Annotated in this window: 19 protein-coding genes and 2 tRNA genes; 12 read left to right on the forward strand and 9 right to left on the reverse strand. The window is 71.1% G+C overall.

Annotated elements, in window-relative coordinates; all coding sequences use genetic code 11:
• Positions 1-19: 19 nt before the first annotated feature.
• The 4 genes from DEJ22_RS04675 (at position 20) to DEJ22_RS04690 (ending at position 4,728) form a co-directional block, all read left to right on the forward strand.
• Complete coding sequence (locus tag DEJ22_RS04675) at positions 20-1,426, forward strand: serine hydrolase domain-containing protein (protein WP_111227573.1); 1,407 nt, start codon at positions 20-22, stop codon at positions 1,424-1,426.
• Positions 1,427-1,519: 93 nt separating this feature from the next.
• Positions 1,520-3,124 carry a sensor histidine kinase gene (locus DEJ22_RS04680; RefSeq protein WP_111227572.1) on the forward strand — a complete coding sequence of 535 codons (1,605 nt, stop codon included), beginning with the start codon at positions 1,520-1,522 and terminating at the stop codon, positions 3,122-3,124.
• Positions 3,125-3,164: 40 nt separating this feature from the next.
• Complete coding sequence (locus tag DEJ22_RS04685; protein WP_111227571.1) at positions 3,165-3,827, forward strand: response regulator transcription factor; 663 nt, start codon at positions 3,165-3,167, stop codon at positions 3,825-3,827.
• A gap of 13 nt (positions 3,828-3,840) precedes the next feature.
• Complete coding sequence (locus DEJ22_RS04690) at positions 3,841-4,728, forward strand: EamA family transporter (protein WP_111227570.1); 888 nt, start codon at positions 3,841-3,843, stop codon at positions 4,726-4,728.
• Between the two features lie 36 nt (positions 4,729-4,764).
• Here the strand turns inward: DEJ22_RS04690 and DEJ22_RS04695 are convergent, their stop codons facing one another.
• Positions 4,765-4,917, reverse strand: a complete 153-nt coding sequence (locus DEJ22_RS04695) for a hypothetical protein (RefSeq protein ID WP_181430876.1) — start codon at positions 4,915-4,917, stop codon at positions 4,765-4,767.
• Between the two features lie 99 nt (positions 4,918-5,016).
• On the reverse strand, positions 5,017-5,331 hold the full coding sequence (locus tag DEJ22_RS04700; RefSeq protein WP_111227569.1) for a hypothetical protein: 315 nt from the start codon (positions 5,329-5,331) through the stop codon (positions 5,017-5,019).
• Positions 5,332-5,572: 241 nt separating this feature from the next.
• Here DEJ22_RS04700 and DEJ22_RS04705 point away from each other — a divergent pair, with 241 nt between their 5' ends.
• Both DEJ22_RS04705 and DEJ22_RS04710 read left to right on the forward strand, forming a co-directional pair.
• Positions 5,573-6,739, forward strand: coding sequence for a hypothetical protein (locus DEJ22_RS04705; protein WP_111227568.1), 1,167 nt, complete (start codon positions 5,573-5,575; stop codon positions 6,737-6,739).
• Positions 6,736-8,463 (forward strand): glycosyltransferase, encoded by a 1,728-nt coding sequence (locus DEJ22_RS04710; RefSeq protein ID WP_111227567.1) that lies wholly within the window; start codon positions 6,736-6,738, stop codon positions 8,461-8,463. The genes DEJ22_RS04705 and DEJ22_RS04710 overlap by 4 nt, the downstream gene beginning before the upstream one ends.
• A 239-nt stretch (positions 8,464-8,702) precedes the next feature.
• On the opposite strand, the gene DEJ22_RS04715 is transcribed toward DEJ22_RS04710, so the two are convergent.
• Positions 8,703-8,776, reverse strand: a tRNA-Gly gene (locus DEJ22_RS04715).
• A 55-nt stretch (positions 8,777-8,831) separates the two neighbouring features.
• Between DEJ22_RS04715 and DEJ22_RS04720 the strand changes: the two genes are divergently transcribed.
• From DEJ22_RS04720 to DEJ22_RS04740, 5 genes are all read left to right on the forward strand, one after another.
• Positions 8,832-9,155, forward strand: a complete 324-nt coding sequence (locus DEJ22_RS04720; protein WP_111227566.1) for a hypothetical protein — start codon at positions 8,832-8,834, stop codon at positions 9,153-9,155.
• Positions 9,156-9,209: 54 nt separating this feature from the next.
• Positions 9,210-9,286, forward strand: a tRNA-Pro gene (locus DEJ22_RS04725).
• 36 nt (positions 9,287-9,322) lie between these two features.
• Positions 9,323-10,666 carry a trigger factor gene (tig, locus tag DEJ22_RS04730; RefSeq protein ID WP_111227565.1) on the forward strand — a complete coding sequence of 448 codons (1,344 nt, stop codon included), beginning with the start codon at positions 9,323-9,325 and terminating at the stop codon, positions 10,664-10,666.
• Positions 10,667-10,833: 167 nt separating this feature from the next.
• Entirely contained in the window at positions 10,834-11,460 is a 627-nt protein-coding gene (locus DEJ22_RS04735; RefSeq protein ID WP_111227564.1) for an ATP-dependent Clp protease proteolytic subunit, read from the forward strand.
• Positions 11,461-11,486: 26 nt separating this feature from the next.
• Positions 11,487-12,146, forward strand: coding sequence for an ATP-dependent Clp protease proteolytic subunit (locus tag DEJ22_RS04740; protein ID WP_058728413.1), 660 nt, complete (start codon positions 11,487-11,489; stop codon positions 12,144-12,146).
• A 92-nt stretch (positions 12,147-12,238) separates the two neighbouring features.
• Here the strand turns inward: DEJ22_RS04740 and DEJ22_RS04745 are convergent, their stop codons facing one another.
• Positions 12,239-12,853, reverse strand: a complete 615-nt coding sequence (locus tag DEJ22_RS04745) for a copper resistance CopC family protein (protein WP_258379654.1) — start codon at positions 12,851-12,853, stop codon at positions 12,239-12,241.
• Between the two features lie 65 nt (positions 12,854-12,918).
• A complete protein-coding gene (locus DEJ22_RS04750; protein WP_111227562.1) occupies positions 12,919-13,641 on the reverse strand; it encodes a YcnI family copper-binding membrane protein in 723 nt (240 codons plus the stop codon).
• A gap of 196 nt (positions 13,642-13,837) precedes the next feature.
• Between DEJ22_RS04750 and clpX the strand changes: the two genes are divergently transcribed.
• Positions 13,838-15,118: an ATP-dependent Clp protease ATP-binding subunit ClpX gene (gene clpX / locus DEJ22_RS04755; RefSeq protein ID WP_111227561.1), complete on the forward strand. Its 1,281-nt coding sequence runs from the start codon at positions 13,838-13,840 to the stop codon at positions 15,116-15,118.
• Positions 15,119-15,322: 204 nt separating this feature from the next.
• Here the strand turns inward: clpX and DEJ22_RS04760 are convergent, their stop codons facing one another.
• From DEJ22_RS04760 to valS, 4 genes are all read right to left on the reverse strand, one after another.
• Positions 15,323-17,350 (reverse strand): M3 family metallopeptidase, encoded by a 2,028-nt coding sequence (locus tag DEJ22_RS04760; protein WP_111227560.1) that lies wholly within the window; start codon positions 17,348-17,350, stop codon positions 15,323-15,325.
• A 37-nt stretch (positions 17,351-17,387) separates the two neighbouring features.
• Positions 17,388-17,984 (reverse strand): TetR/AcrR family transcriptional regulator, encoded by a 597-nt coding sequence (locus DEJ22_RS04765; RefSeq protein WP_111227559.1) that lies wholly within the window; start codon positions 17,982-17,984, stop codon positions 17,388-17,390.
• 233 nt (positions 17,985-18,217) lie between these two features.
• Positions 18,218-18,469, reverse strand: coding sequence for a hypothetical protein (locus DEJ22_RS04770; protein WP_111227558.1), 252 nt, complete (start codon positions 18,467-18,469; stop codon positions 18,218-18,220).
• Between the two features lie 82 nt (positions 18,470-18,551).
• Positions 18,552-21,143 carry a valine--tRNA ligase gene (gene valS, locus DEJ22_RS04775; protein WP_111227557.1) on the reverse strand — a complete coding sequence of 864 codons (2,592 nt, stop codon included), beginning with the start codon at positions 21,141-21,143 and terminating at the stop codon, positions 18,552-18,554.
• Positions 21,144-21,308 lie beyond the last annotated feature (165 nt).

Consider the following 21,308-nt stretch of genomic DNA (forward strand, 5'->3'; position numbering starts at 1 on the left):
ACATGCCAGGCTGGTCGGCATGGAGAAGCGCGCCGCGTACGAGTCCGTCCTGCCGTACATCCGTGAGTGGATCGACTACAAGGTGTGGCAGCTCCGGCTCCCCGGCGTGCAGGTCGCGATCGGCTTCGAGGACGAGGTGCTCTTCTCGGAGGCCTGGGGGTACGCCGACGTCGAAGCGGGGCGACGCCTGACGACCACGGACCTGTTCCGGATCGCGTCGCACTCGAAGACGTTCACCGCGACCGCGCTGCTGCAGCTCGCCGACGCCGGCGCGCTCCGGCTCGACGACACCGTCGGCTCGTTCGTGCCCGCGCTCGTCGAGGCGGGCTCTCCGATCGCCGACGCCACGGTGCGCGAGCTGATGGAGATGGGTGGTGGCGTGGTCCGCGACGGTGCCGACGGTGACCACTGGGCGCTCGACCACCCGTTCCCGGATTCCGACCAGCTCGTCACGCTCGTGGTCGAGGGCGGCGCGAAGGTGCCCGTCGGGTCCGCCTTCAACTACTCGAACCTCGGCTACGGCCTGCTCGGGCTCGTGATCGAGGCCGTCACCGGCACGTCCTACGCCGAGCACGTCCGGAGCGCGATCGTCGAGCCGCTCGGGCTGACCGGCACGGGCCCGGAGTTCGACCCCGCCCGCGAGGACGAGTTCGTCGTCGGCTACACGGGCCTGCACACCGCGCGGACCCGCGCGCGCGTCCCGCACGTGACGACCGGGGCGCTCGCCGCGGCGACGGGCTTCCACGGCACCGCGTCCGACCTCGTCCGGTACTTCTCGGCGCACGTGCCCGGTCGGGGCTCGCTGCTCTCGGACCACGCGAAGCGGCTGGCGCAGCGGAAGGCGTGGAGCGCGCTCGACAGCGACCCGGCCGCGCGCGGCTACGGCGCGGGGTTCATCGTCGACCGGATCGGCGGGCGGGAGGTGCGCGGGCACTCCGGCGGGTTCCCCGGGCAGATCACGCAGTCGGTGTTCGACCCGGCGTCGTCACTCGTGGTCTCCGTCCTGACGAGCAGCGCGACCGGCCCCGCGGGCATGCTGGCGACCGGCATCGTGCACCTGCTCGACGCCGCTGCCGACGAGCAGGCTCCCGGTCCCGAGCTGCCCGAGGGCGTGGACACCGATCGGTACACGGGACGGTTCACCACGTTCGAGGGCATCACCGACGTCGCCCGGATCGGCGATCGTCTGCTCGCGATCGACCCCACCCAGCCCGTCCCCACGGAGTCGCCGGTGCGGCTCGCGGTCGTCGACGAGGACACACTCCTCATGGCGTCGGGCAACCGCTTCGGCTCGGTCGACGAGCGCATCACCTACACACGGGACGAGACCGGCACCGTCGTGTCGTTCCGCGGGGACAGCGGCATGACGCACCGCCCGTGGTCGGTGCCCGGGGAGACCCCCGAGGTCGCCGCCGCCCTCGTCTGACGGCGCGTCCGGCGCAGGCCGGGGGATAACCCCACCCCCGATCCGGGAGACGGCAGGATGGGACGTGGGGACGGGCTCCGGGAGGCTGGACCCATGACCGACACCGACCGCCTCGACCAGGCCGAGACCGTCCCGCTGGACGACCACGCCGCCGATCGTGCACCGACCGTCCCGCTCGACGGAACCGTGCACCAGGGAGCCACGAAGCCGATGCCCGAACAGCACCCCACGCCCGACGCCGGTCCTCCCACGGCGCCGTCGGGCTGGGCTGCGACGCCGACGGCGGGGCAGGCGTCCGCACCGGGGCAGTCGCCCTTCGCCGCCGGGCAGCCGCCGTTCGCCGCCGCGGGCGCGTCGGGGAGCGGGGGCGGTGCCGGCTCGGGCATGACCGCCGGCCGGTTCTACCGCGAGGCCTGGCGCCGCCTGCCGCGCGACTTCGGGTACATGGCACTGACCGCCGTGCTGCTCTGCACACTCTACGCGGCGTTCCCCGCAGCGCTGTTCGGTCGGGGCCTGCGCGACCTGTTCAACCCGTTCGTGCTCCTGATGTTCTTCATCGCGCTGTTCGTGGCGCGGTGGCTCGGCCAGTTCGAGAAGCTCCGCATCGGCTGGGCCGACCCGCGGCCGATCCGTCCGGTGGACTGGACGCCGCGGTGGCAGCAGAACTGGTGGACGCGCACCGGCTCCGCGGTGGCGAACCCGCACTACTGGCTCTACCTGCTGCACGCGGCCGTGGTCTACCCGCTCGCTGCCCTGGTGACCGTCGGGGCCGGGGTCCTGCTCGCCGTCGGGTTCGCGTGGCCCCTGGCCGTCGGCGCGGCGTGGAGCCTGGGCGGGGTCGGTGGACTGTACTTCCCGAGCTGGGACACCGGCTTCGTGGGAGGTGTCGCGCTCCTCGGCCTGCTGTCGATGGCTGCGTCCGTCCTGCTCCTGCCGCTCTGGGCACGCGGCTCCGTGCTCGCCCATTACTGGATCGATTTCGGCCTGCTCGGCGGGTTCCGTGCCGAGCAGCTCGAGCAGCGCGTCGCCGGGCTGCAGGCGTCCCGTGCGGGCGCCGTGACCGCCGAGGGTCAGACGCTCCGGCAGATCGAGCGCGACCTGCACGACGGCCCGCAGCAGCGGCTCGTCCGGCTCCGCATGGACCTGGCCGCCGCCGAGCGCGCCTTCGACCGCGACCCGGAGAAGGCGAAGCAGCTCATCGGCGAGGCCACAGAGCACGCGCAGGACGCCCTCGACGAACTGCGCGCCCTGTCCCGGGGCTTCGCGCCGCCGATCCTGCTCGACCGCGGCCTGGTCGCCGCGCTCGAGGCCCTGGTGGCACGCACCCCGATCCCCGTGGGGCTCGACGTCCGCCTGCCCGAAGGGCTCGAGCTGGCGACGGAGATCCAGCGCAACGTGTACTTCACGGTCAGCGAGCTGCTGACGAACACGATGAAGCACGCGGGTGCCTCGACCGCGGGGGTGTACCTCGGACTCATCGTCGACGCCTCCGGTCTCTGGTACCTGACCGTCAGCGTCACCGACGACGGCCGGGGCGGCGCCCGACCGCAGGAGGGGCACGGGCTCGAGGGGCTGACCGGCCGGATGCGGGCACTCGACGGCGAGCTCGTCGTGAACAGCCCCGAGGGCGGCCCGACCGAGGTCACCGCGCGCATCCCGCTCGGCGCCCTGAACGGCGTGCCCGTCGGCCGCGTCTGAAGCCGCGGGGAGCACCGACGCTCCCACTAGGCTGGTCGGCATGAGCGACGGCCCGGGTGCAGCACGCATCCGGGCCGTCGTCGTCGACGACGCCGTGCTCCTGCGCGAGGGGCTCGCGCGCGTGCTGGACGAGGCCGGGATCGACGTCGTCGGTCAGTACGCCGACGCCGACACGTTCCTCGCCACGCTGCCGCACGACGCCCCCGACGTGGTCGTGATGGACGTGCGGATGCCGCCGACCTTCACCGACGAGGGCGTGCGTGCCGCCGTCGAGACCCGCCGCGTCGCCCCCGGCACCGGGGTCCTGCTGCTGTCCCAGTACGTCGAGGCCACCTACGCGGAGGACGTCCTCGCCGCCGGCGCGACGGGCATCGGGTACCTGCTCAAGGACCGTGTGACCCGGCTCGAGGAGATCGACGACGCCGTCCGCCGCATCGCCGGTGGGGGCACCGTGCTCGACCCCGAGGTCGTCACGCAGCTCATGGGACGCCGACGCGACCCGCTCGCCGCGCTGACACCGCGGGAGCGCGAGGTGCTCGGACTCATGGCCGAGGGCCGCACGAACGCCGCGATCGCCCGCGCGCTGGTGATCGGCACCGGCGCGGTCGAGAAGCACGTGTCGAGCATCTTCGGCAAGCTCGCGCTCGAGGACACCGGTGAGGACCACCGCCGCGTCCTCGCCGTCCTCGCCTACCTCGGCTGACCGCGACCACGCCGTGAACCGCGTCCCCGCACCGCTCCTCGCGCTCGCCGCGATGGTGTCCGTGCAGATCGGTGCGGCGGTCGCGAAGACCCGCTTCGACGAGGTCGCACCGGTCGGCGCAGCCACGCTCCGGCTCGTCATCGGCGCCGTCGTGCTCGTGCTCCTCGTCCGGCCTCGCGTGCGGCACTGGACCCGGGGGCAGTGGACGGCGGCGGTGCTGCTCGGGCTGGCGCTCGGCGGCATGAACGTGTTCATCTACGTGGCGTTCGCGAGCATCCCGATCGGCGTCGCCGTGACGATCGAGTTCCTCGGACCGCTCGCCCTGTCGCTCGTGCACACCCGGCGGTGGCGCGACGTCACCTGGGCGCTCCTGGCGCTCGCCGGTGTCGTGCTGCTGGGCGTCGGGCCCGCCGCGGTCACCGCAGTGGGCGGTGTCGTCGCTGCCGTCGCGGCGGCCGCGTGCTGGGCGGGCTACATCGTGATGAACCAGCGCGTCGGTGCCGCGATCCCCGGTGTCGACGGGCTCGCGGTCTCGATGGTCGTCGCGATGCTCGTGTCGCTGCCGACCGGGCTCCTGCCCGCGGTCGACGGTGTCGTCGCAGCACCGTCGCTGCTGCTCGTGTTCGCGGGGGTCGCGGTCCTGTCGAGCGTGCTCCCGTACGCGCTCGAGATGCTCGCCCTGCGGCGCATGCCGACCCGGGTGTTCGGGGTGCTGCAGAGCCTCGGCCCGGCGATCGCCGCCCTGGCGGGCCTGGTCGTCCTGCGCGAGGGCCTGGCGGCGCAGGAGGTCGTCGCCCTCGCCTGCGTGAGCGTCGCGAGCATCGGGGTCACGCTGTCGGCGCGACGCGGACGCATCCGGCCGGCCGCGGGACGGACAGGAGGCGCGGGGCAGGTTCCCTGACGTCGGGAACGTCCGCCGCGCCTCCCGGAAGACCGCCTACTCGACGCGGAGGAAGTCCGCGTACGTGGGTTCCGCCTGCACACCCGACAGGAGCGCCGGATCGTTGATCCGCCGCTCGACGTAGGCCGCGATGACCTCCGGCGGGGTGAGCACGTGGGCGACCCAGGACGGCACCTCGCGCTTCTTCATGGTGCCTCCTTCCATCCGGTCGTCGGGACGAACTACACGATCGATGAGTATTTCGACGAACCGGTGCACACGGAACGATCCTCGGCATCCGGGCCGAAGTCAATGCAGTGCGTTCCCCGGATGCCGGTCCGCGCGGAGGGTGCGGTGCTTGACGGCGGAACGCCACACCCACGCGTCCGCCTGCTGCCCGAACTGCGCCCACTCCACGAGGACGGCATCGCGCGTCCAGCTCTTCGCGAAGCCCTTCACCCGGATGTGGAAGGTGGGGAACTGTATCCACGCCCACACGGGCACGGGCGTGACGGCGTGGCACACGTCGGGCCCGCGCGCCTCCTCGGACAGCGAGTAGGCGCGCGGGCGTTCGACCTCCGGGTGTTCCGGGGGCTGCCACCGGTTCTCGCGACGCCGTCCCACAGCGGTATTCGAACGTGTGTTCGAACCAACGTCAAGTCGAGCGCGTGCGCGCCGCGGCGACCGGCCTGTCGGCGGGCGTGTCGGTCGAGCCCGGGGTGGGGATCGTGGCGCGCATCCATTCCGATCGGTCCGCAGACAGGGGGACCAGCGTGTACCCCGTTCGTGGGCTGTCGTGTCCGCGGAACGCGAGGTGGAATGGACGGTGCAGGACACCCCTGCGCGCTTCACCCGGAGGAGCCGCATGACCGTCACGCTCTCCCGCCCGCACCCGGTACCGACCGGTGCGGTGCCGGCACCCGCAACGCTCCGCCCGCTGCCGCCCGTCGCCGTGCGGTGGCTGCTCCGCGCCGCCTTCGCGCTGCCGTACGTCGTCCTCGCGGTGATCGCGTCGCGGATCGCCCCGACCCCGCTCCTCGAGCTCACGGGCAACCAGGTGACCATGGACCGCGCGACCGCAGCGCTCGACGGCGGCGTCGTGCAGGCCATCGGGCAGCTCTGGCCGCTGCTGTCCGGGGTACTGCTGCGCTTCATGCCGTTCGGGGTTGACGGCGCTGCGGTCCTCGGTGGCGTCACGGCCGGCGTGCTCCTGCAGCTCCTCGCGCAGGCCATGCTCCGACGTGGGCTGCCGATGCGGAAGGTCGTCGCGTTCACCATCGCCCTCGGTGCGAACCCGCTCTACGCGTTCGTCGCCCTCAACGACCTGCAGGCGTTCCTCGGCATCGCGCTCTTCGCACTCGCGGTCGTCGACATGGTGCGGTTCTTCGCGTGGGGCGACACCCAGGCGGGGTTCCGCGCCGGGCTCTCGCTGATGATGTCGACACTCCTCGACCCGATGGGGTTCGTCTACGTCGTCATCGCCGCGCTCGCGGCGCCGCTCCTCGACCTCGCGCGGCGCGGCCAGCAGGGCGTCCGGCGTGCGAACGTGCTCGTGCTCGTGTTCCCGAGTGCCGCCGTCGCGCTGTCGACGGCCGTACTCGACGTCATGGTCCTCCACGACCCGTTCGCGGCCCTGCGCGGGTCCATCGACGTCTCCGGGGAGCGTCTCGCCGGCCTGCAGCACCTCTTCGCCACCGCGGACGGGCTGCTCCTCGTGGCGATGCTCGTGGCCGGGGCGGCACTGGCGCTGCTCGTCGGCCGGCCGGGCGCGATCGCGCTCGTCGCGGCGCTGTTCGGCGGGATCATCGGCGGGTACGCGATCGGCCTGATCCCCGTCGCAGCAGCGGGCAACGTCTTCGTCACGATGCTCAGCGTCGCCATCGCGATCCTCCCGCGGGCCGGCAGCCGGGTGACCAGCGCGTTGGTCGTGCTCCTCGCCGTGCTGCAGGTGCCGCTCGCGTGGGCCGCTGCGTTCCAGCGCGAGGTCGTCGTCCAGTGGATGCACGCCCTGGTCGCGGTGGTGGCCGGATGACCGCCGTCGAGCCCCGTGCCGAGGGCAGCCCGACCGTCTCCACGTCGTCGGTCCGCCCGGCCGTCGTCGCCACCGGCCGCCACCGCGGCGAGGAGACCGACTGGCGGCCGCCGCACCGCTGCTCGGTGCAGCGGCACGTCGACGAGGGGTGGGTCGCGTCCGCGCGCATCCGCGAGGGCGTGCTCGTCCTGACGAGCGGGCGGTCCGAGCCGGACGTGCTCCGCGCCGCGCTCACCGAGGAGTTCGGCGAGCCCGTCGTGCTCCGCAGCGCGTCCGAGGCGGACGTCCGCCAGCGCATCGCCTACGAGCTCGAGGAGGAGGTCGCCGACCTCGCCGCCCACGGTCTCGCCCGCACGAACCCGGCACTGTCCGCCCGCACCGTGCTGTCCCGGGGCCAGCAGGTCGGCGTCGTCGTCGCGCTGGTGGTGCTCGCCGCCTGCCTGGTCGTGGCGCCGGGGACCACCGCCGCCGTGGTGACCGCGGCGCTCTCGCTCGGGTTCCTGGCCGGGATCGTGTTCAAGTTCTGGGTGTCGATGGTCGGCGCCCGTTTCGACCTGGTCGAGCAGGTGTCGGCGGAGGACGTCACCGCGCTCGATGACGACACCCTGCCCACGTACACCGTGCTGGTGCCCGTCTTCCGCGAGGCGAACATCGTGCACGACCTCGTGCGCAACCTCGAGGTACTCGACTGGCCGAAGGACCGGCTCGAGGTCCTCGTGCTCGTCGAGGCCGAGGACCACGAGACCCGCCAGGCCGTCCTCGACGCCGCACCGCCGGACTGGATGCGCATCGTGATCGTGCCGCCGGGGTCTCCCCAGACGAAGCCGCGCGCCTGCAACGTCGGACTCGCGATCGCGCAGGGAGAGTACGTCGTCATCTACGACGCCGAGGACCGACCCGACCCGGACCAGCTCAAGAAGGTGTTCCTGACCTTCGACCGCGCCGGTGACGACACCGTGTGCGTGCAGGCGGCGCTGAGCTACTTCAACGCCGACGAGAACCCGCTGACCCGCATGTTCACGCTCGAGTACTCGTACTGGTTCGACTACATGCTCGCCGGACTCGACGCCCGCCAGTTGCCGATCCCGCTCGGCGGCACGTCCAACCACTTCCGCACCGACCTGCTCCGCGAACTCGGCGGGTGGGACCCGTACAACGTCACCGAGGACGCCGACCTCGGCATCCGGGCCTCCGCCGTCGGGTACCGCGTCGCCGTGGTCAACTCCACGACGATGGAGGAGGCGAACACCTCGATCCCGAACTTCGTCCGGCAACGCTCCCGCTGGATCAAGGGGTACATGCAGACCGCCCTCGTGCACGCACGACGCCCGCGTGCGCTCGTGGCCGAGATCGGCATCCGTCGTGCGGCCGCGTTCGCGCTGCTCATCGCCGGGACGCCGCTGACGTTCCTCGGCATGCTGCCCGGCATCGTCGTCACGGTCGCGACGCTGGTGCTCCCGCCCGAGTGGACCGCCCCGGTGTTCCCGGCGCCGGTCCTCTGGCTCTGCGTGCTCGACTTCCTGCTCGGCAACGCGACGATGATCTACCTCACGATGATGGGGCCCTACAAGCGCGCTCGGTTCGACCTCATGGGGTGGGCGCTCCTCAACCCCGTGTACTGGGTCCTGCACTCGATCGCCGCGTACAAGGGGCTCTGGCAGCTGATCACCCGGCCGCACTACTGGGAGAAGACGGAGCACGGCCTGACGAAGACGACGGCCTGAGCACGACGAGGCCCGGTACGGAGGGGATGACGGGGATCGAGCGTCGGCGCAGTGCCAGCTGGAAGGCCGTGGAGGGGATGACGGGGATCGAGCGTCGGCGCAGTGCCAGCTGGAAGGCCGTGGAGGGGATGACGGGAATCGAGCGTCGGCGCAGTGCCAGCTGGAAGCCCGTGGAAGGGGTGGAGGGGATGACGGGGATCGAGCGTCGGCGCAGTGCCAGCTGGAAGCCCGTGGAAAGGTGGAGGGGATGACGGGAATCGAACCCGCGTGGCCAGTTTGGAAGACTGGGGCTCTACCATTGAGCTACATCCCCGCGCTGCGACTCACGTCCGCAGCGCCACCATCGTAGCGGACGAACGGCCCCCGACATGCCATCGAACGTGCTGCCGCAGCCGGGTGACTCCGACACGCGCCGGATCAAGCGCTCCCGGGTGCTCTCGTTCGTGCTGCTCGCCGTCGCCGCCGTCGTCTTCTCGCTCCGTCCCGAGGTCTTCGGCGACCCGCAGGCCCAGCCCTGGCACGCGCTGCTGCACGTCTGGCGGATCGTCCTCGGGGTCGGGCTCATGGTCGCCGCGCTCGGGGTGCAGATCGCCGTCGGCCTGCGGTGGCGGCAGGCGCTCAGGCGCGGTGCCGAGCAGGAACCGTCCACACGCGGCACGCCGCCCGGGAACCAGGCACCGGGGGACCGCTAGACTCGTCGCGGTCGTGCGTGCCCTCGGGCGTGCGCGGCCACCCTGGCCCAGTCACGGGGCGTAGCTCAGCTTGGTAGAGCGCCCGCTTTGGGAGCGGGAGGTCGCAGGTTCGAATCCTGTCGCCCCGACCAGGTCCACTCGAACGTCAACCAACAGGAGTACATCCCTTGGCCACCAGCACCGTCGACAAGGTGAGCGACACCCGCGTCAAGCTCACCGTGAACGTGACGCCGGAAGATCTCAAGCCGAGCATCGACCACGCCTACAAGCACATCGCCGAGCAGATCAACATCCCCGGCTTCCGCAAGGGCAAGGTCCCGCCGGCGATCGTCGACCAGCGCGTCGGCCGCGGCGAGGTCCTGAACCACGCCGTCGGTGACGCCATCGACACCTTCTACCGCCAGGCGGTGGAGGAGCAGGAGCTGCGCATCCTCGGTCGCGCCGAGGCCGACGTCGCCGAGCTCCCGAACGTCAAGGACTTCTCGGGTGACCTCGTCCTCACCTTCGAGGTCGACGTCCGTCCCGAGTTCGACCTGCCCGCGTACGACCAGTACGAGCTCACGGTCGACGCCGTCGAGGTCTCCGACGACGAGGTCGAGGAGGAGCTGCAGAACCTGCGCACCCGCTTCGGCACGCTCGTGACGGTCGACCGTCCGGCCAAGACCGGCGACTTCGCCCAGATCGACCTGACCGCCACCATCGGTGACGACGAGGTCGACTCGGCCACCGGCGTCTCCTACGAGATCGGCTCGGGCGACCTGCTCGAGGGCATCGACGAGGCGCTCGAGTCGCTCACCGCGGGTGAGTCGACCACGTTCGAGTCCACGCTCGTCGGTGGCGACCGCGAGGGCGAGACCGCGCAGATCGCCGTGACCGTCACCGCCGTCAAGGAGCGCGAGCTCCCCGAGGCCGACGACGAGTTCGCGCAGATCGCCAGCCAGTTCGACACCATCGACGAGCTCAAGGCGGACCTCAAGGAGCAGATCGCGAAGTCCAAGACCTTCGGTCAGGGCGCCGCGGCGCGCGACAAGCTCGTCGAGAAGCTCATCGAGGACGTGGACATCCCGATCTCGGAGCAGCTCATCGAGGACGAGGTGCACCGTCACCTCGAGCAGGAGAACCGCCTCGAGGACGACGAGCACCGCAAGGAGGTCTCCGAGTCCAGCGAGAAGGCCTTCCGCTCGCAGCTGCTCCTCGACGCCATCGCCGAGAAGGAGGAGATCCAGGTCTCCCAGGAGGAACTCACGCAGTACCTCATCCAGGCTGCGGCGCAGTACGGCATGGAGCCGGCCGAGTTCATCAAGGTCATCGACCAGAACGGCCAGATCCCCGGCATGGTCGGCGAGGTCGCCCGCTCGAAGGCGGTCGCGACCGTCCTGTCGAAGGTGACCGTCAAGGACACCAACGGCGACGTCGTCGACCTCTCCGCCTTCACCGCCGGTGTGGCGCAGGAGTCGGCTGACGACGAGTCGGCCGACGCCGACGAGGTCACCGAGGCCGACGCGAAGTAACGCGACGCGCTGACGGACGGGAGGCACGGTGCCAGCTGGCACCGTGCCTCCCGTTCGTCGTCGGCGCACTTTCCGCGCCCGCGCACCGCCCACAGCGAACAGGCGCGAAGAGCCGCGTTGCACCCGATAAGTTCGACAGCAAGCGACAACTGAACGGGAGCTTTTCCATGGCCGAAGCGACACTGAACCCCAGTGTTTTTGACCGCCTTCTGAGAGACCGGATCGTGTGGCTCGGCTCTGAGGTCCGCGACGAGAACTCGAACGAGATCGCAGCGAAGCTGCTGATGCTCGCCGCCGAGGACCCTGAGAAGGACATCTACCTCTACATCAACTCGCCCGGTGGCTCGATCACCGCGGGCATGGCGATCTACGACACGATGCAGTTCGTGCCGAACGACATCGTCACCGTGGGCATCGGCCTCGCCGCCTCGATGGGGCAGTTCCTGCTCTCGTCGGGCACCCCGGGCAAGCGCTACATCACCCCGAACGCCCGCGTGCTCCTGCACCAGCCGTCCGGTGGCTTCGGCGGCACCGCTGCCGACATCCAGACGCAGGCCAAGGTCATCCTCGACATGAAGCAGCGGATGGCGGAGCTCACGGCCGAGCAGACCGGCAAGTCGATCGAGCAGATCCTCAAGGACAACGACCGCGACAACTGGTTCACGGCGCAGGAAGCCCTGGAGTACGGCTTCGTCGACCACCTCCGCGCGTCCTCGAACGAGGTCGTCGGCGGCGGCGGCACCGTGGGCGACGGCGAGACGCCGACCCCGGCCGCCGAGCCCGAGTCCAACTGACCACCACCGAAGAGAAGGAAACGAGAATGCACCTCCCCATGCTCGGTGGCGCGCAGAACGTCCCGGCTCCGTCCGATCGCTACATCCTCCCCAGCTTCGAGGAGCGCACGGCCTACGGCTTCAAGCGCCAGGACCCGTACGCGAAGCTCTTCGAGGACCGCATCGTGTTCCTCGGTGTCCAGGTCGACGACGCGTCCGCCGACGACGTCATGGCCCAGCTGCTCGTGCTCGAGTCGATGGACCCGGACCGCGACATCGTGATGTACATCAACTCGCCCGGTGGCTCGTTCACCGCGATGACGGCGATCTACGACACGATGCAGTACATCCGCCCGCAGATCCAGACGGTCTGCCTCGGCCAGGCCGCCTCGGCCGCGTCGGTGCTCCTCGCTGCCGGTACCCCCGGCAAGCGTCTGGCGCTCCCGAACGCCCGCGTGCTCATCCACCAGCCCGCGACCCAGCAGGGTGGCGGTCAGGCGTCGGACATCGAGATCCAGGCGGCGGAGATCCTCCGCATGCGCACCTGGCTCGAGGAGACGCTGTCGAAGCACTCGAACCGCACCCCGGAGCAGGTCAACAACGACATCGAGCGCGACAAGATCATGTCCGCCGAAGAGGCGCTCGAGTACGGCCTGATCGACCAGGTCCTCACGAGCCGCAAGAACCTGCCGGCGCTCGTCAAGTAGTGCCCCGCACGACGAAGGCCCCGCACCGATCGGTGCGGGGCCTTCGTAGTGCGCGCGCGGGGCTCGCGGGACCTGGTTCCCGGCGGGGGCGGTCAGTCCTCGTCGTGGTCGTCGGTTGCCGGGGCAGCGGGGCGGCGACGGAGCAGCAGCAGGACGGCCACGACGACGCCGGCGAGGACGATGCCGCCGGCGCCGATGAACAGGGCGTCCGTGGCGCTCGAGTCGCCGTCGGTGTCACCCGCTGCGGCGTCGGGTGCGCTGGTCGACCCGGTCCCGCCACCGTCGGCGCAGGTCGCCGGTGTCGCGGTGCCGCGGTCGGGGGAGAAGCCCGCCGGAGCCTTCCACGTGAAGTCGTACGAGTCGGACACGGTGTGTCCGTCGGCGGAGACGATCTGCCACTCGACCTCGTACTTCCCGGAGTCGCCGAGGGCGGCCTTCGTGGTCATCGACGGGCCGTCCACGGAGACGCAGCCGTCCTCGTGGTAGCGCCCGTCGGGGCCGATGACCCGGAAGGCGAAGCCCGAGTCGGACCCGCCGATCGCCAGCAGGCGGTCGTTCGTGGTGATGTCGAAGCGGTCGGGGAGCTCCGTGAGCGTGCCACCGACCGCGGGGGTCGACGACACCAGGTAGTTGTGCGCGCTGGCGGGGGCGGCGAGCCCGAGGACCGCACCGCCCGCGACGGCGAGGGTCGCGGCGGTCGCGGCCACGCGCCTCCAGACCGGGCGTCGGGACGTGCCGGACCGGCGGCCGCCCGTCGGACACGCGCGACGGGTCACTTCGCGGCGTCCCGACGGCGGGTGGCTGCGACGGCGACGACCAGGCCGACCGCTCCGACCACCAGGCCGCCGAGGCCGAGGAAGCGACCGACCAGGTCGGGCTGCGCGGACGTCGTGCTGCTGGTGTCGCTCGCGGTCGCGGTGGTGGCGTCGTCGTCGTCACCGCTCGACGAGCTGGCGGTCAGGACGATCGAGGGGGCGGGGTGCTCCGGCTCCGACTCGCCGCTCTCCTGGACCTGGTCCCAGTCGGTCGATCCCTGCTCGCAGGTCTGCACCACCGGGAAGGAGACCCGGTCACCGGGCTTGCCGTCCGGCAGCGAGAACGAGAGCGAGAAGGTGTCGCGCTCGTCCGCGGGGAGCGGGGTCTTCGCCGTGTACGTGATGCTCGTGACGCGCTCGGCGCCGGCCTCGGACTCCTCGTCGCTCGCGGTGCTGCTCGACGGAGCGGTGTAGGGCTCGGTGGCCTTCGTGATCGTCCAGTTCGGGTTGACCGTCGGGGTGACCTCGACGACGGACTCGGGCACCTGGAAGACGAGCTTCGTGGTGGGGGAGCCGTCGCAGCCGTGCGGCACCGAGAAGGTCGCCGTCGTGTACGAGTTCGCGGCGGTCGAGGTCACGTCGGCCTCGACGTGTGCGCTGGCGGCCGCCGCGGTGCCGAGGACGATCGCGGCGGTGACGCCGAGGGTTCCGGTGCCGAGGAGGGCGAGGCGCTTCGTCATGGGGTCCTTCCGGTTCTCTACAACTTGTAGAGGCTAGGGGTAACGGTACCAGGTGTGCACGCCCTGGGCGAACGGGCGGGGACAGGCCGGACGGCGTCGCGGTGGCTGTCACCGGATGCGGTTAGAGTCGATCACATCGGGCGGGTCACCAGCCTGCATCGGTCAACCGCACCGGTCATCCAAGGAGGGCACCGACATGGCACGCATCGGGGAGAGCGCTGACCTGCTGAAGTGCTCCTTCTGCGGCAAGAGCCAGAAGCAGGTCCAGCAGCTCATCGCCGGACCGGGGGTGTACATCTGCGACGAGTGCGTCGAGCTGTGCAACGAGATCATCGAGGAGCGCCTCGCCGAAGCGGGCGAGGACACCACGAGCGGCGACTTCGAGCTGCCGAAGCCCCGCGAGATCTTCGACTTCCTGCAGGAGTACGTGATCGGGCAGGACCCGGCGAAGCGCGCCCTGGCCGTGGCCGTCTACAACCACTACAAGCGCATCCGTGCGCAGGGGCAGATCACCGCTGCCGAGGACCGCGACGACGTCGAGATCGCGAAGTCGAACATCCTGCTCATCGGCCCGACGGGCTGCGGTAAGACCTACCTGGCGCAGACCTTGGCGAAGCGGCTCAACGTGCCGTTCGCCGTCGCCGACGCCACCGCGCTGACCGAGGCCGGCTACGTGGGCGAGGACGTCGAGAACATCCTGCTCAAGCTCATCCAGGCCGCCGACTACGACGTCAAGCGCGCCGAGACCGGCATCATCTACATCGACGAGGTCGACAAGATCGCCCGCAAGGCGGAGAACCCGTCGATCACGCGCGACGTCTCGGGCGAGGGTGTGCAGCAGGCCCTGCTCAAGATCCTCGAGGGAACCACGGCCTCAGTGCCGCCGCAGGGCGGTCGGAAGCACCCGCACCAGGAGTTCATCCAGATCGACACGACGAACGTGCTGTTCATCGTGGCCGGTGCGTTCGCAGGGCTCGAGGACATCGTGTCGTCGCGGGTCGGCAAGCGGGGCATCGGCTTCGGCGCTCCGCTGCACAGCCCGCTCGATCAGCAGGACCTGTTCGCCGACGTCCTGCCCGAGGACCTGCACAAGTTCGGCCTCATCCCGGAGTTCATCGGCCGTCTGCCGGTCGTGACGACGGTGTCGCAGCTCGACCAGGCCGCGCTCATGCAGATCCTGACCGAGCCGAAGAACGCGCTCGTGAAGCAGTACCAGCGGATGTTCGCGATCGACGGGGTCGAGCTCGAGTTCGACCGTGGTGCGCTCGAGGCCATCGCCGACCTCGCCGTGCTGCGGCAGACCGGTGCCCGTGGCCTCCGGGCGATCCTCGAAGAGGTGCTCGGCCCGGTCATGTTCGACGTCCCGTCGGAGGACGACGTCGCCCGTGTGGTGATCACCCGCGAGTCCGTGCTCGAGAACGCAGCGCCGACGATCGTGCCGCGTCCGCGAGCGACTCGCGCGGAGAAGTCCGCGTAGCGTCCGACGCGCGCAGGCTGACGGCCCGGTCCCAGTGGACCGGGCCGTCGCCGTGTTCCCGTTGCCCGCGCTGCGCACCGGCGTCGTGGAGGGTCGGGCACGGGATCGAACCACGGATCCGACATCGAACCAGGGTCCGCGCCTGGTTCGATGTCGGGAACGTGGTTCGATGCTGCGGCGCGGACGCTGCGGCGCGGACGCTGCCTACTCCAGCCCGCGGCGCCGCAGCAGCGGGCCGACCTCGGCGTCGCGCCCGCGGAAGGCGCGGTAGGCCTCGAGCGGGTCCTGCGCGCCACCGACCCCGAGCAGCATCGTGGCGAAGCGACGGCCGGCATCTCGCGACAGGCCGCCGTTCTCGCGGAACCACTCGACGGTGTCGGCGTCGAGCACCTCGGACCAGATGTAGCCGTAGTACCCGGCGTCGTACCCTCCCGAGAACGTGTGCGCGAAGTACGTCGACGAGTACCGCGGCGGTACCGCTTCGACGTCGACGCCGGCATCGGCCAGGGCCTGGCGCTCGAACGCCTCGACGTCGGTCACCGCAGCGGCCTCGGCGGTGGAGAGCCGGTGCCACGCCTGGTCGAGCAGCGCGGCGGCGAGGTACTCCGTCGTCGAGAAGCCCTCGTTGAAGCCAGCGGAGTCGCTCAGCCCGAGGACGAGCTCCGGCGGCAGCGGCTCGCCGGTCTCGTGGTGCCTCGCGTAGTTCGCGAGCACCGACGGCCACGACACCCACATCTCGTTCACCTGCGACGGGAACTCCACGAAGTCGCGCTCGACGTTCGTGCCCGAGAACCGCGGGTACGTCGTCCGAGCGATGAGTCCGTGCAGCGCGTGTCCGAACTCGTGGAAGAGCGTCTCCACCTCGTCCTGGACCAGCAGGGTGGGGGAGCCGGCGGCCGGCTTGGCGACGTTGAGGTTGTTCACCACGACCGGCAGCGTGCCGAGCAGGTGCGACTGCTCGACGACCGGGTTCATCCAGGCGCCGCCGCGCTTGCCGTCCCGCGTGTACAGGTCGAGCAGGTAGAGCCCGACCTCCTCGCCGGAGTCGCCGCGGACCTCGAAGACCCGGACCTCGTCGTTGTAGCCGTGCAGGTCCGGGCGCTCGGTGAACGTCAGCCCGTACAGGGCGTTCGCGGCGTGGAAGACCCCGTCGCGCAGCACCCGGTCGGCCTCGAAGTACGGGCGCAGGGCCGAGCTGTCGGCGGCGAACTGCGCACCGCGGAGGATCTCGGTGGCGTACGCCCAGTCCCACGCCTCGACGTCGAAGCCGACGGTGCGCGAGCGCACGGCGCGCTCGTCCTCGGCATTGGCAGCGGCGGCCGGGACGAGTGAGGAGAGCAGCCCGTCGACGGCCTCGGGGGACCCGGCGGTCTCGTCGGCGGTGACGACGGCGGCGTGGTTCGGGAAGCCGAGGAGCTCGGCGCGTTCGGCGCGCAGCCGCACGATGCGCAGCAGCACCTCGCGGTTGTCGTGCGCGTTCCCACGACGTCCACGCGATCGTGAGGCGCGCATGATCCGTTCGCGCAGGCCACGGTCGGTCAGCGATCCGAGCCACGGGTGCCCGGTGTAGAGCGGCAGGGTGACGAGCCAGCCGTCGAGCCCCCGGTCGGCCGCGGCCGATGCGGCGGCGGACTTGGCGCCGTCGTCCAGCCCGTCGAGCTCGTCCTCGTCGGTGACGTGCACGGCGAGGTCGTTGGTGTCCTCGAGCAGGTTGCGCTCGAAGGTGGTGGTGAGCGTCGACAGCTCCTGGTTGATCGCGGTGAGGCGCTCCTTGCCGTCGTCGTCGAGGCCGGCCCCGGCGAGGGTCATCTCGGTGTGGACCCGCTCGACGAGCCGACGGTCCTCGTCGGACAGGTCCGCGCGCTCGCTGAGCGAGGACCGCACCGCACCGACCCGCGCGTACAGGCGCGCGTCGAGCGTGATCGCGTCGCGGTGCGCGGCGAGGAGCGGCGACACCTCGGCTTCGAGGTCGTGCAGCTCGGGCGTCGAGTCGGCGGACGACAGCGTGAAGAAGACGTGCGAGACCCGGGTCAGTAGCTGCCCGGTCCGTTCGAGCGCGACGAGCGTGTTCTCGAACGTCGGGGCGTCCGGGTCGGTGGCGATCGCCTCGACCTCGGCGCGCTGCTCGGCCGTCCCGGCGTCGAACGCGGGGCGGAAGTGCTCGAGCCGGACGTCGTCGAACGGCGGCAGGGCGTAGGGGAGGGTGCTCGGCTGGTCGAACGGGGTGTCCATGGCCCCACCCTACGGTCCGGCCCGGTCGCCGGGCCGGTCAGGCCCGACGGGTCGTGGCAGCGTCGATGAGGACCTCCGCGGCCCGGCGCGCGTGCCGTGCCGCCTCCGGCGTCCCGGCGATCGCGGCCGTGGTCTGTGCCCCCTCCGCGAGCAGCGCGAGCTGCGCGGCGAGCTCCTCGGCCGCGGCCACGTCCGGCACCGCCGCCGCGGCGAGGCCGGCGACGTACCGCTGGAAGGAGTCCTTGTGCTCGCGTGCGATCTCGGCGACGGCCGGGGAGGTCGCCCCGAGCTCACCGAAGGCGTTGATGAAGCCGCAGCCGCGGAAGGTGTCGTCGCCGAACCACTGCTCGAGGAAGTCGTACATCGCGAGCAGCCGGTCACGCGGGGTGTCGGCCGCGGCGACGGCCTGCTCGATGCCGTGCTCCCAGTACTCGTGACGGCCGCCGAGCACCGCGGCGACGAGCTGGTCCTTGCCGGGGAAGGCCGCGTAGAGCTTCTTCAACGAGACGCCCGCCCCGGTCCGGATCTCGTCCATGCCCACCGACTGGAAGCCACGCGCGTAGAAGAGTCCGTCGGCGACGTCGACGATCCGCGCCCGGGTCTCCGGGTCGACGGTGCTGCTCGGTGTGGCCACGACGGTCCCCTTCCCTGTGTGTCCGCCGTTCCCCCTTGCCGTGGGAACGGACGTTCTCTAGTGTAGGACGCGCCCGGCGAGAACGATCGTTCTCATCCGGGGTGCACACGCCGGGTCCTGATCCCCCGACGATGGGGCACCCTGGGTGGCGCGCCGTGCACACGGTGCCCCGGACCACGTCGACGACGTGGACCGGGGCACCGGTCCGCGCGGGCCTGCCGTGCCGGCGGGTGTCAGTCCTCTTCCGCCGCGTCGTCCGGGTTCGTGACCTGTGCGGTCCCCTCCGGTCCGAGGCGGATCGACGTGCCGTCGTCGAGTTCGACGACGGGCTTGCCCTCGAGGAACGTGAGCGTCCACCGCCAGGTCGAGGCGTCCACGGCCTCGGCGGCCAACTCCTCCTCGACCCCGCGCACGGCGACGACCACCGCCTCGGGGAGTCGCTCGGGCGGCTGCCCACCCACGTTCCAGCGTGTGCCCAACTGCATCCGTTCCTCCAGTACGTGCTGCGGTCCGCTCCTGCGACGACGGGCCGGACCGCACGCGCGGCCCGGCCCGTCGACGGCGACGCTACGCCTGCTGCTCGGCGAGTTCGATCTCGGTCACCGCGAGCTCCTCGCCGTCCGTGAACAACAGGTTCTCGATGCGGCCGACGGCGGCCAGGTCGACCGCCGCGCGCTCGATGAGCGCCCGCTGCTCGGCCGGTGCGGCGACGACGGCACGCGTGACCGGGGTCTTCTGCGATGCCTTGGCGGCGGTCTTCGCGCCGCGGATGCCGATGAGCGCCTGCCCGACCGCGGCCAGCAGGCCCGACGGCTCGGCCTGCGTGGGCAGCTCGGCGACGGTCGGCCACGACGCGCGGTGCACGCTGGTGTCGTGCGTCCAGGCCCACACCTCCTCGGTCGCGAACGGGAGGAACGGTGCCAGCAGGCGGAGCAGCGCGTCGATCGCGGCACGCAGCGCCAGGACCGCGCTCGCCTGGGTCTCGTGCGTCGCGTCCGCCGCGGTGCCGTAGGCGCGCTCCTTGACGAGCTCGAGGTAGTCGTCGCAGAAGGTCCAGAAGAACCGCTCGGTGACCTCGAGCGCGCGGGCGTGGTCGAAGCCGTCGAAGGCCGCGGTGGCCTGCTCGATCACGGACCCGAGCTCGGCGAGCACGTCGACGTCGAGGGGCTCGGTCACGCTCGTCGCGCCGCTCGGCAGCTCGAAGCCGTAGACGAACTTCGCCGCGTTGAGCACCTTGATCGCCAGACGGCGGCCGACCTTGATCTGCTTCGGGTTCTGCGGGTCGAACGCCGCGTCGGTGCCGAGCTTCGACGACGCCGCCCAGTAGCGGACCGCGTCGGCGCCGTGCTGCTCGAGGATCGCCAGCGGCGTGACGACGTTGCCCTTGGACTTCGACATCTTCTTGCGGTCCGGGTCGACGATGAAGCCGGAGATGCTCGCGTGCTTCCACGGGGCGACATCGGCTTCGAGCTGGCTGCGGAGGACGGTCGTGAAGAGCCAGGTGCGGATGATGTCCTGCGCCTGCGGGCGGACGTCGTACGGGTACACCAGGTCGTACAGCTCGGTGTCGGTCTCCCACTTGCCGGCGAGCTGCGGCGTGAGCGACGAGGTCGCCCAGGTGTCCATCACGTCGAGCTCGCCCTGGAACCCGCCGGCGACGCCGCGCTGGTCCTCGGAGTACCCGGGCGCCGGCTCGGCGGCCGGGTCGACGGGCAGCTGGGCCTCGGTCGGCACGATCGGCTGGTCGAAGACCGGGTTGCCGTCGGCGTCGAGCGGGTACCAGACCGGGATCGGCACGCCGAAGAAGCGCTGGCGCGAGATGAGCCAGTCACCGGACAGGCCGCCGACCCAGTTGTCGTAGCGGACGCGCATGAAGTCCGGGTGGAAGGCGATCTCCTCGCCACGCTTCCGGAGGGTCTCCTTGAGCTGCTCGTCGCGCGCACCGTTGACGATGTACCACTGGCGGGTCGAGACGATCTCGAGCGGCTTGTCGCCCTTCTCGAAGAACTTCACCGGGTGGTTGATCGTCCTGACGTCGCCGACCAGCTCGCCGGACTCGGTGAGGGCGTCGACCACGACCTTCTTCGCGGAGAACACGGTCTTGCCCGCCATCTCGGCGTACAGCGCCCTGCCCTGCTCGCTCTCGATCCACTCCGGCTGCTCCGAGCGCACCCGGCCGTCGAAGCCGATGATCGCGCGGTTCGGCAGCTGCAGCTCGCGCCACCACACCACGTCGGTGGTGTCGCCGAAGGTGCAGACCATCGCGATGCCCGCGCCCTTGTCCTGCTGCGCCAGGTGGTGCGCGAGCACCGGGACCTCGACGTCGAACAGGGGGGAGCGGACCGTCGTGCCGAAGAGGTCCTGGAACCGCTCGTCGTCCGGGTGCGCGACGAGGGCGACGCACGCCGGGAGGAGTTCGGGGCGGGTGGTCTGGATGACGACGTCCTCGCCACCGTCGGTGCGGTGGAACGCCAGGCCGTGGTACGCGCCGGGCATCTCCTTGTCCTCGAGCTCGGCCTGGGCGACCGCGGTGCGGAAGGTGACGTCCCAGAGGGTCGGGGCGTCGGCCTGGTAGGCCTCCCCGCGCTCGAGGTTCCGCAGGAAGGCGCGCTGCGCGCTCGCCCGCGAGGTGTCGTCGATGGTGCGGTACGACTGCGTCCAGTCCACCGACAGGCCGAGGGTGCGGAAGAGGTGCTCGAACTGCTGCTCGTCCTGCACCGTCAGGCGCTCGCAGAGCTCGATGAAGTTGCGGCGCGAGACGGGGACCTGGTCGGCGGCCTTGCTCGACTTGCCGTCGCCGCCCTCGAACGGCGGCACGAACGCCGGGTCGTAGGGGAGCTGCGGGTCGCAGCGGACGCCGTAGTAGTTCTGCACGCGGCGCTCGGTCGGCAGGCCGTTGTCGTCCCAGCCCATCGGGTAGAAGACGTGCTTGCCGCGCATGCGCTCGTACCGGGCCTTGAGGTCGGTGTGCGTGTACGAGAACACGTGGCCGATGTGGAGCGAGCCCGACGCGGTCGGCGGCGGGGTGTCGATCGAGTACACCGCGTCCTTCGTCGCGCTGTCGCGGTCGAACCGGTAGGTGCCGTCCTGCTCCCAGACCGGGCCCCAGACCTGCTCGAGTCCGTCGACGGTGGGCTTCTCGGGCATGGGCTTCGACATGGCTGGGCCTTTCGATCGATGTGTGCGGCACCGAGTCCGTGGTGAGGTGCCTGAGTGTCGCGAGTACAGTCCGCGGTGACCACATCGTAGCGGTCCACCGCGTCGGAGCGCTCCATCTGGTAGGCTGTCGGAGTTTGTCCGGCGAGCGCGGTGTTCGCGAGGACT

Origin of the sequence: Curtobacterium sp. MCSS17_007 (assembly GCF_003234175.2) — a bacterium.
Lineage (GTDB): Bacteria > Actinomycetota > Actinomycetes > Actinomycetales > Microbacteriaceae > Curtobacterium.

What these genes read in the sequence shown, in the direction of transcription:
- DEJ22_RS04750 (WP_111227562.1), bottom strand. Translation starts at nt 13,641, where the DNA reads ATGACGAAGCGCCTCGCCCTCCTCGGCACCGGAACCCTCGGCGTCACC.
- DEJ22_RS04770 (WP_111227558.1), bottom strand. Translation starts at nt 18,469, where the DNA reads ATGCAGTTGGGCACACGCTGGAACGTGGGTGGGCAGCCGCCCGAGCGA.
- DEJ22_RS04695 (WP_181430876.1), bottom strand. Translation starts at nt 4,917, where the DNA reads ATGAAGAAGCGCGAGGTGCCGTCCTGGGTCGCCCACGTGCTCACCCCG.
- DEJ22_RS04735 (WP_111227564.1), top strand. Translation starts at nt 10,834, where the DNA reads ATGGCCGAAGCGACACTGAACCCCAGTGTTTTTGACCGCCTTCTGAGA.
- DEJ22_RS04710 (WP_111227567.1), top strand. Translation starts at nt 6,736, where the DNA reads ATGACCGCCGTCGAGCCCCGTGCCGAGGGCAGCCCGACCGTCTCCACG.
- DEJ22_RS04720 (WP_111227566.1), top strand. Translation starts at nt 8,832, where the DNA reads ATGCCATCGAACGTGCTGCCGCAGCCGGGTGACTCCGACACGCGCCGG.
- DEJ22_RS04685 (WP_111227571.1), top strand. Translation starts at nt 3,165, where the DNA reads ATGAGCGACGGCCCGGGTGCAGCACGCATCCGGGCCGTCGTCGTCGAC.
- DEJ22_RS04705 (WP_111227568.1), top strand. Translation starts at nt 5,573, where the DNA reads ATGACCGTCACGCTCTCCCGCCCGCACCCGGTACCGACCGGTGCGGTG.
- clpX (WP_111227561.1), top strand. Translation starts at nt 13,838, where the DNA reads ATGGCACGCATCGGGGAGAGCGCTGACCTGCTGAAGTGCTCCTTCTGC.
- DEJ22_RS04740 (WP_058728413.1), top strand. Translation starts at nt 11,487, where the DNA reads ATGCACCTCCCCATGCTCGGTGGCGCGCAGAACGTCCCGGCTCCGTCC.
- DEJ22_RS04760 (WP_111227560.1), bottom strand. Translation starts at nt 17,350, where the DNA reads ATGGACACCCCGTTCGACCAGCCGAGCACCCTCCCCTACGCCCTGCCG.
- valS (WP_111227557.1), bottom strand. Translation starts at nt 21,143, where the DNA reads ATGTCGAAGCCCATGCCCGAGAAGCCCACCGTCGACGGACTCGAGCAG.
- DEJ22_RS04680 (WP_111227572.1), top strand. Translation starts at nt 1,520, where the DNA reads ATGACCGACACCGACCGCCTCGACCAGGCCGAGACCGTCCCGCTGGAC.
- DEJ22_RS04675 (WP_111227573.1), top strand. Translation starts at nt 20, where the DNA reads ATGGAGAAGCGCGCCGCGTACGAGTCCGTCCTGCCGTACATCCGTGAG.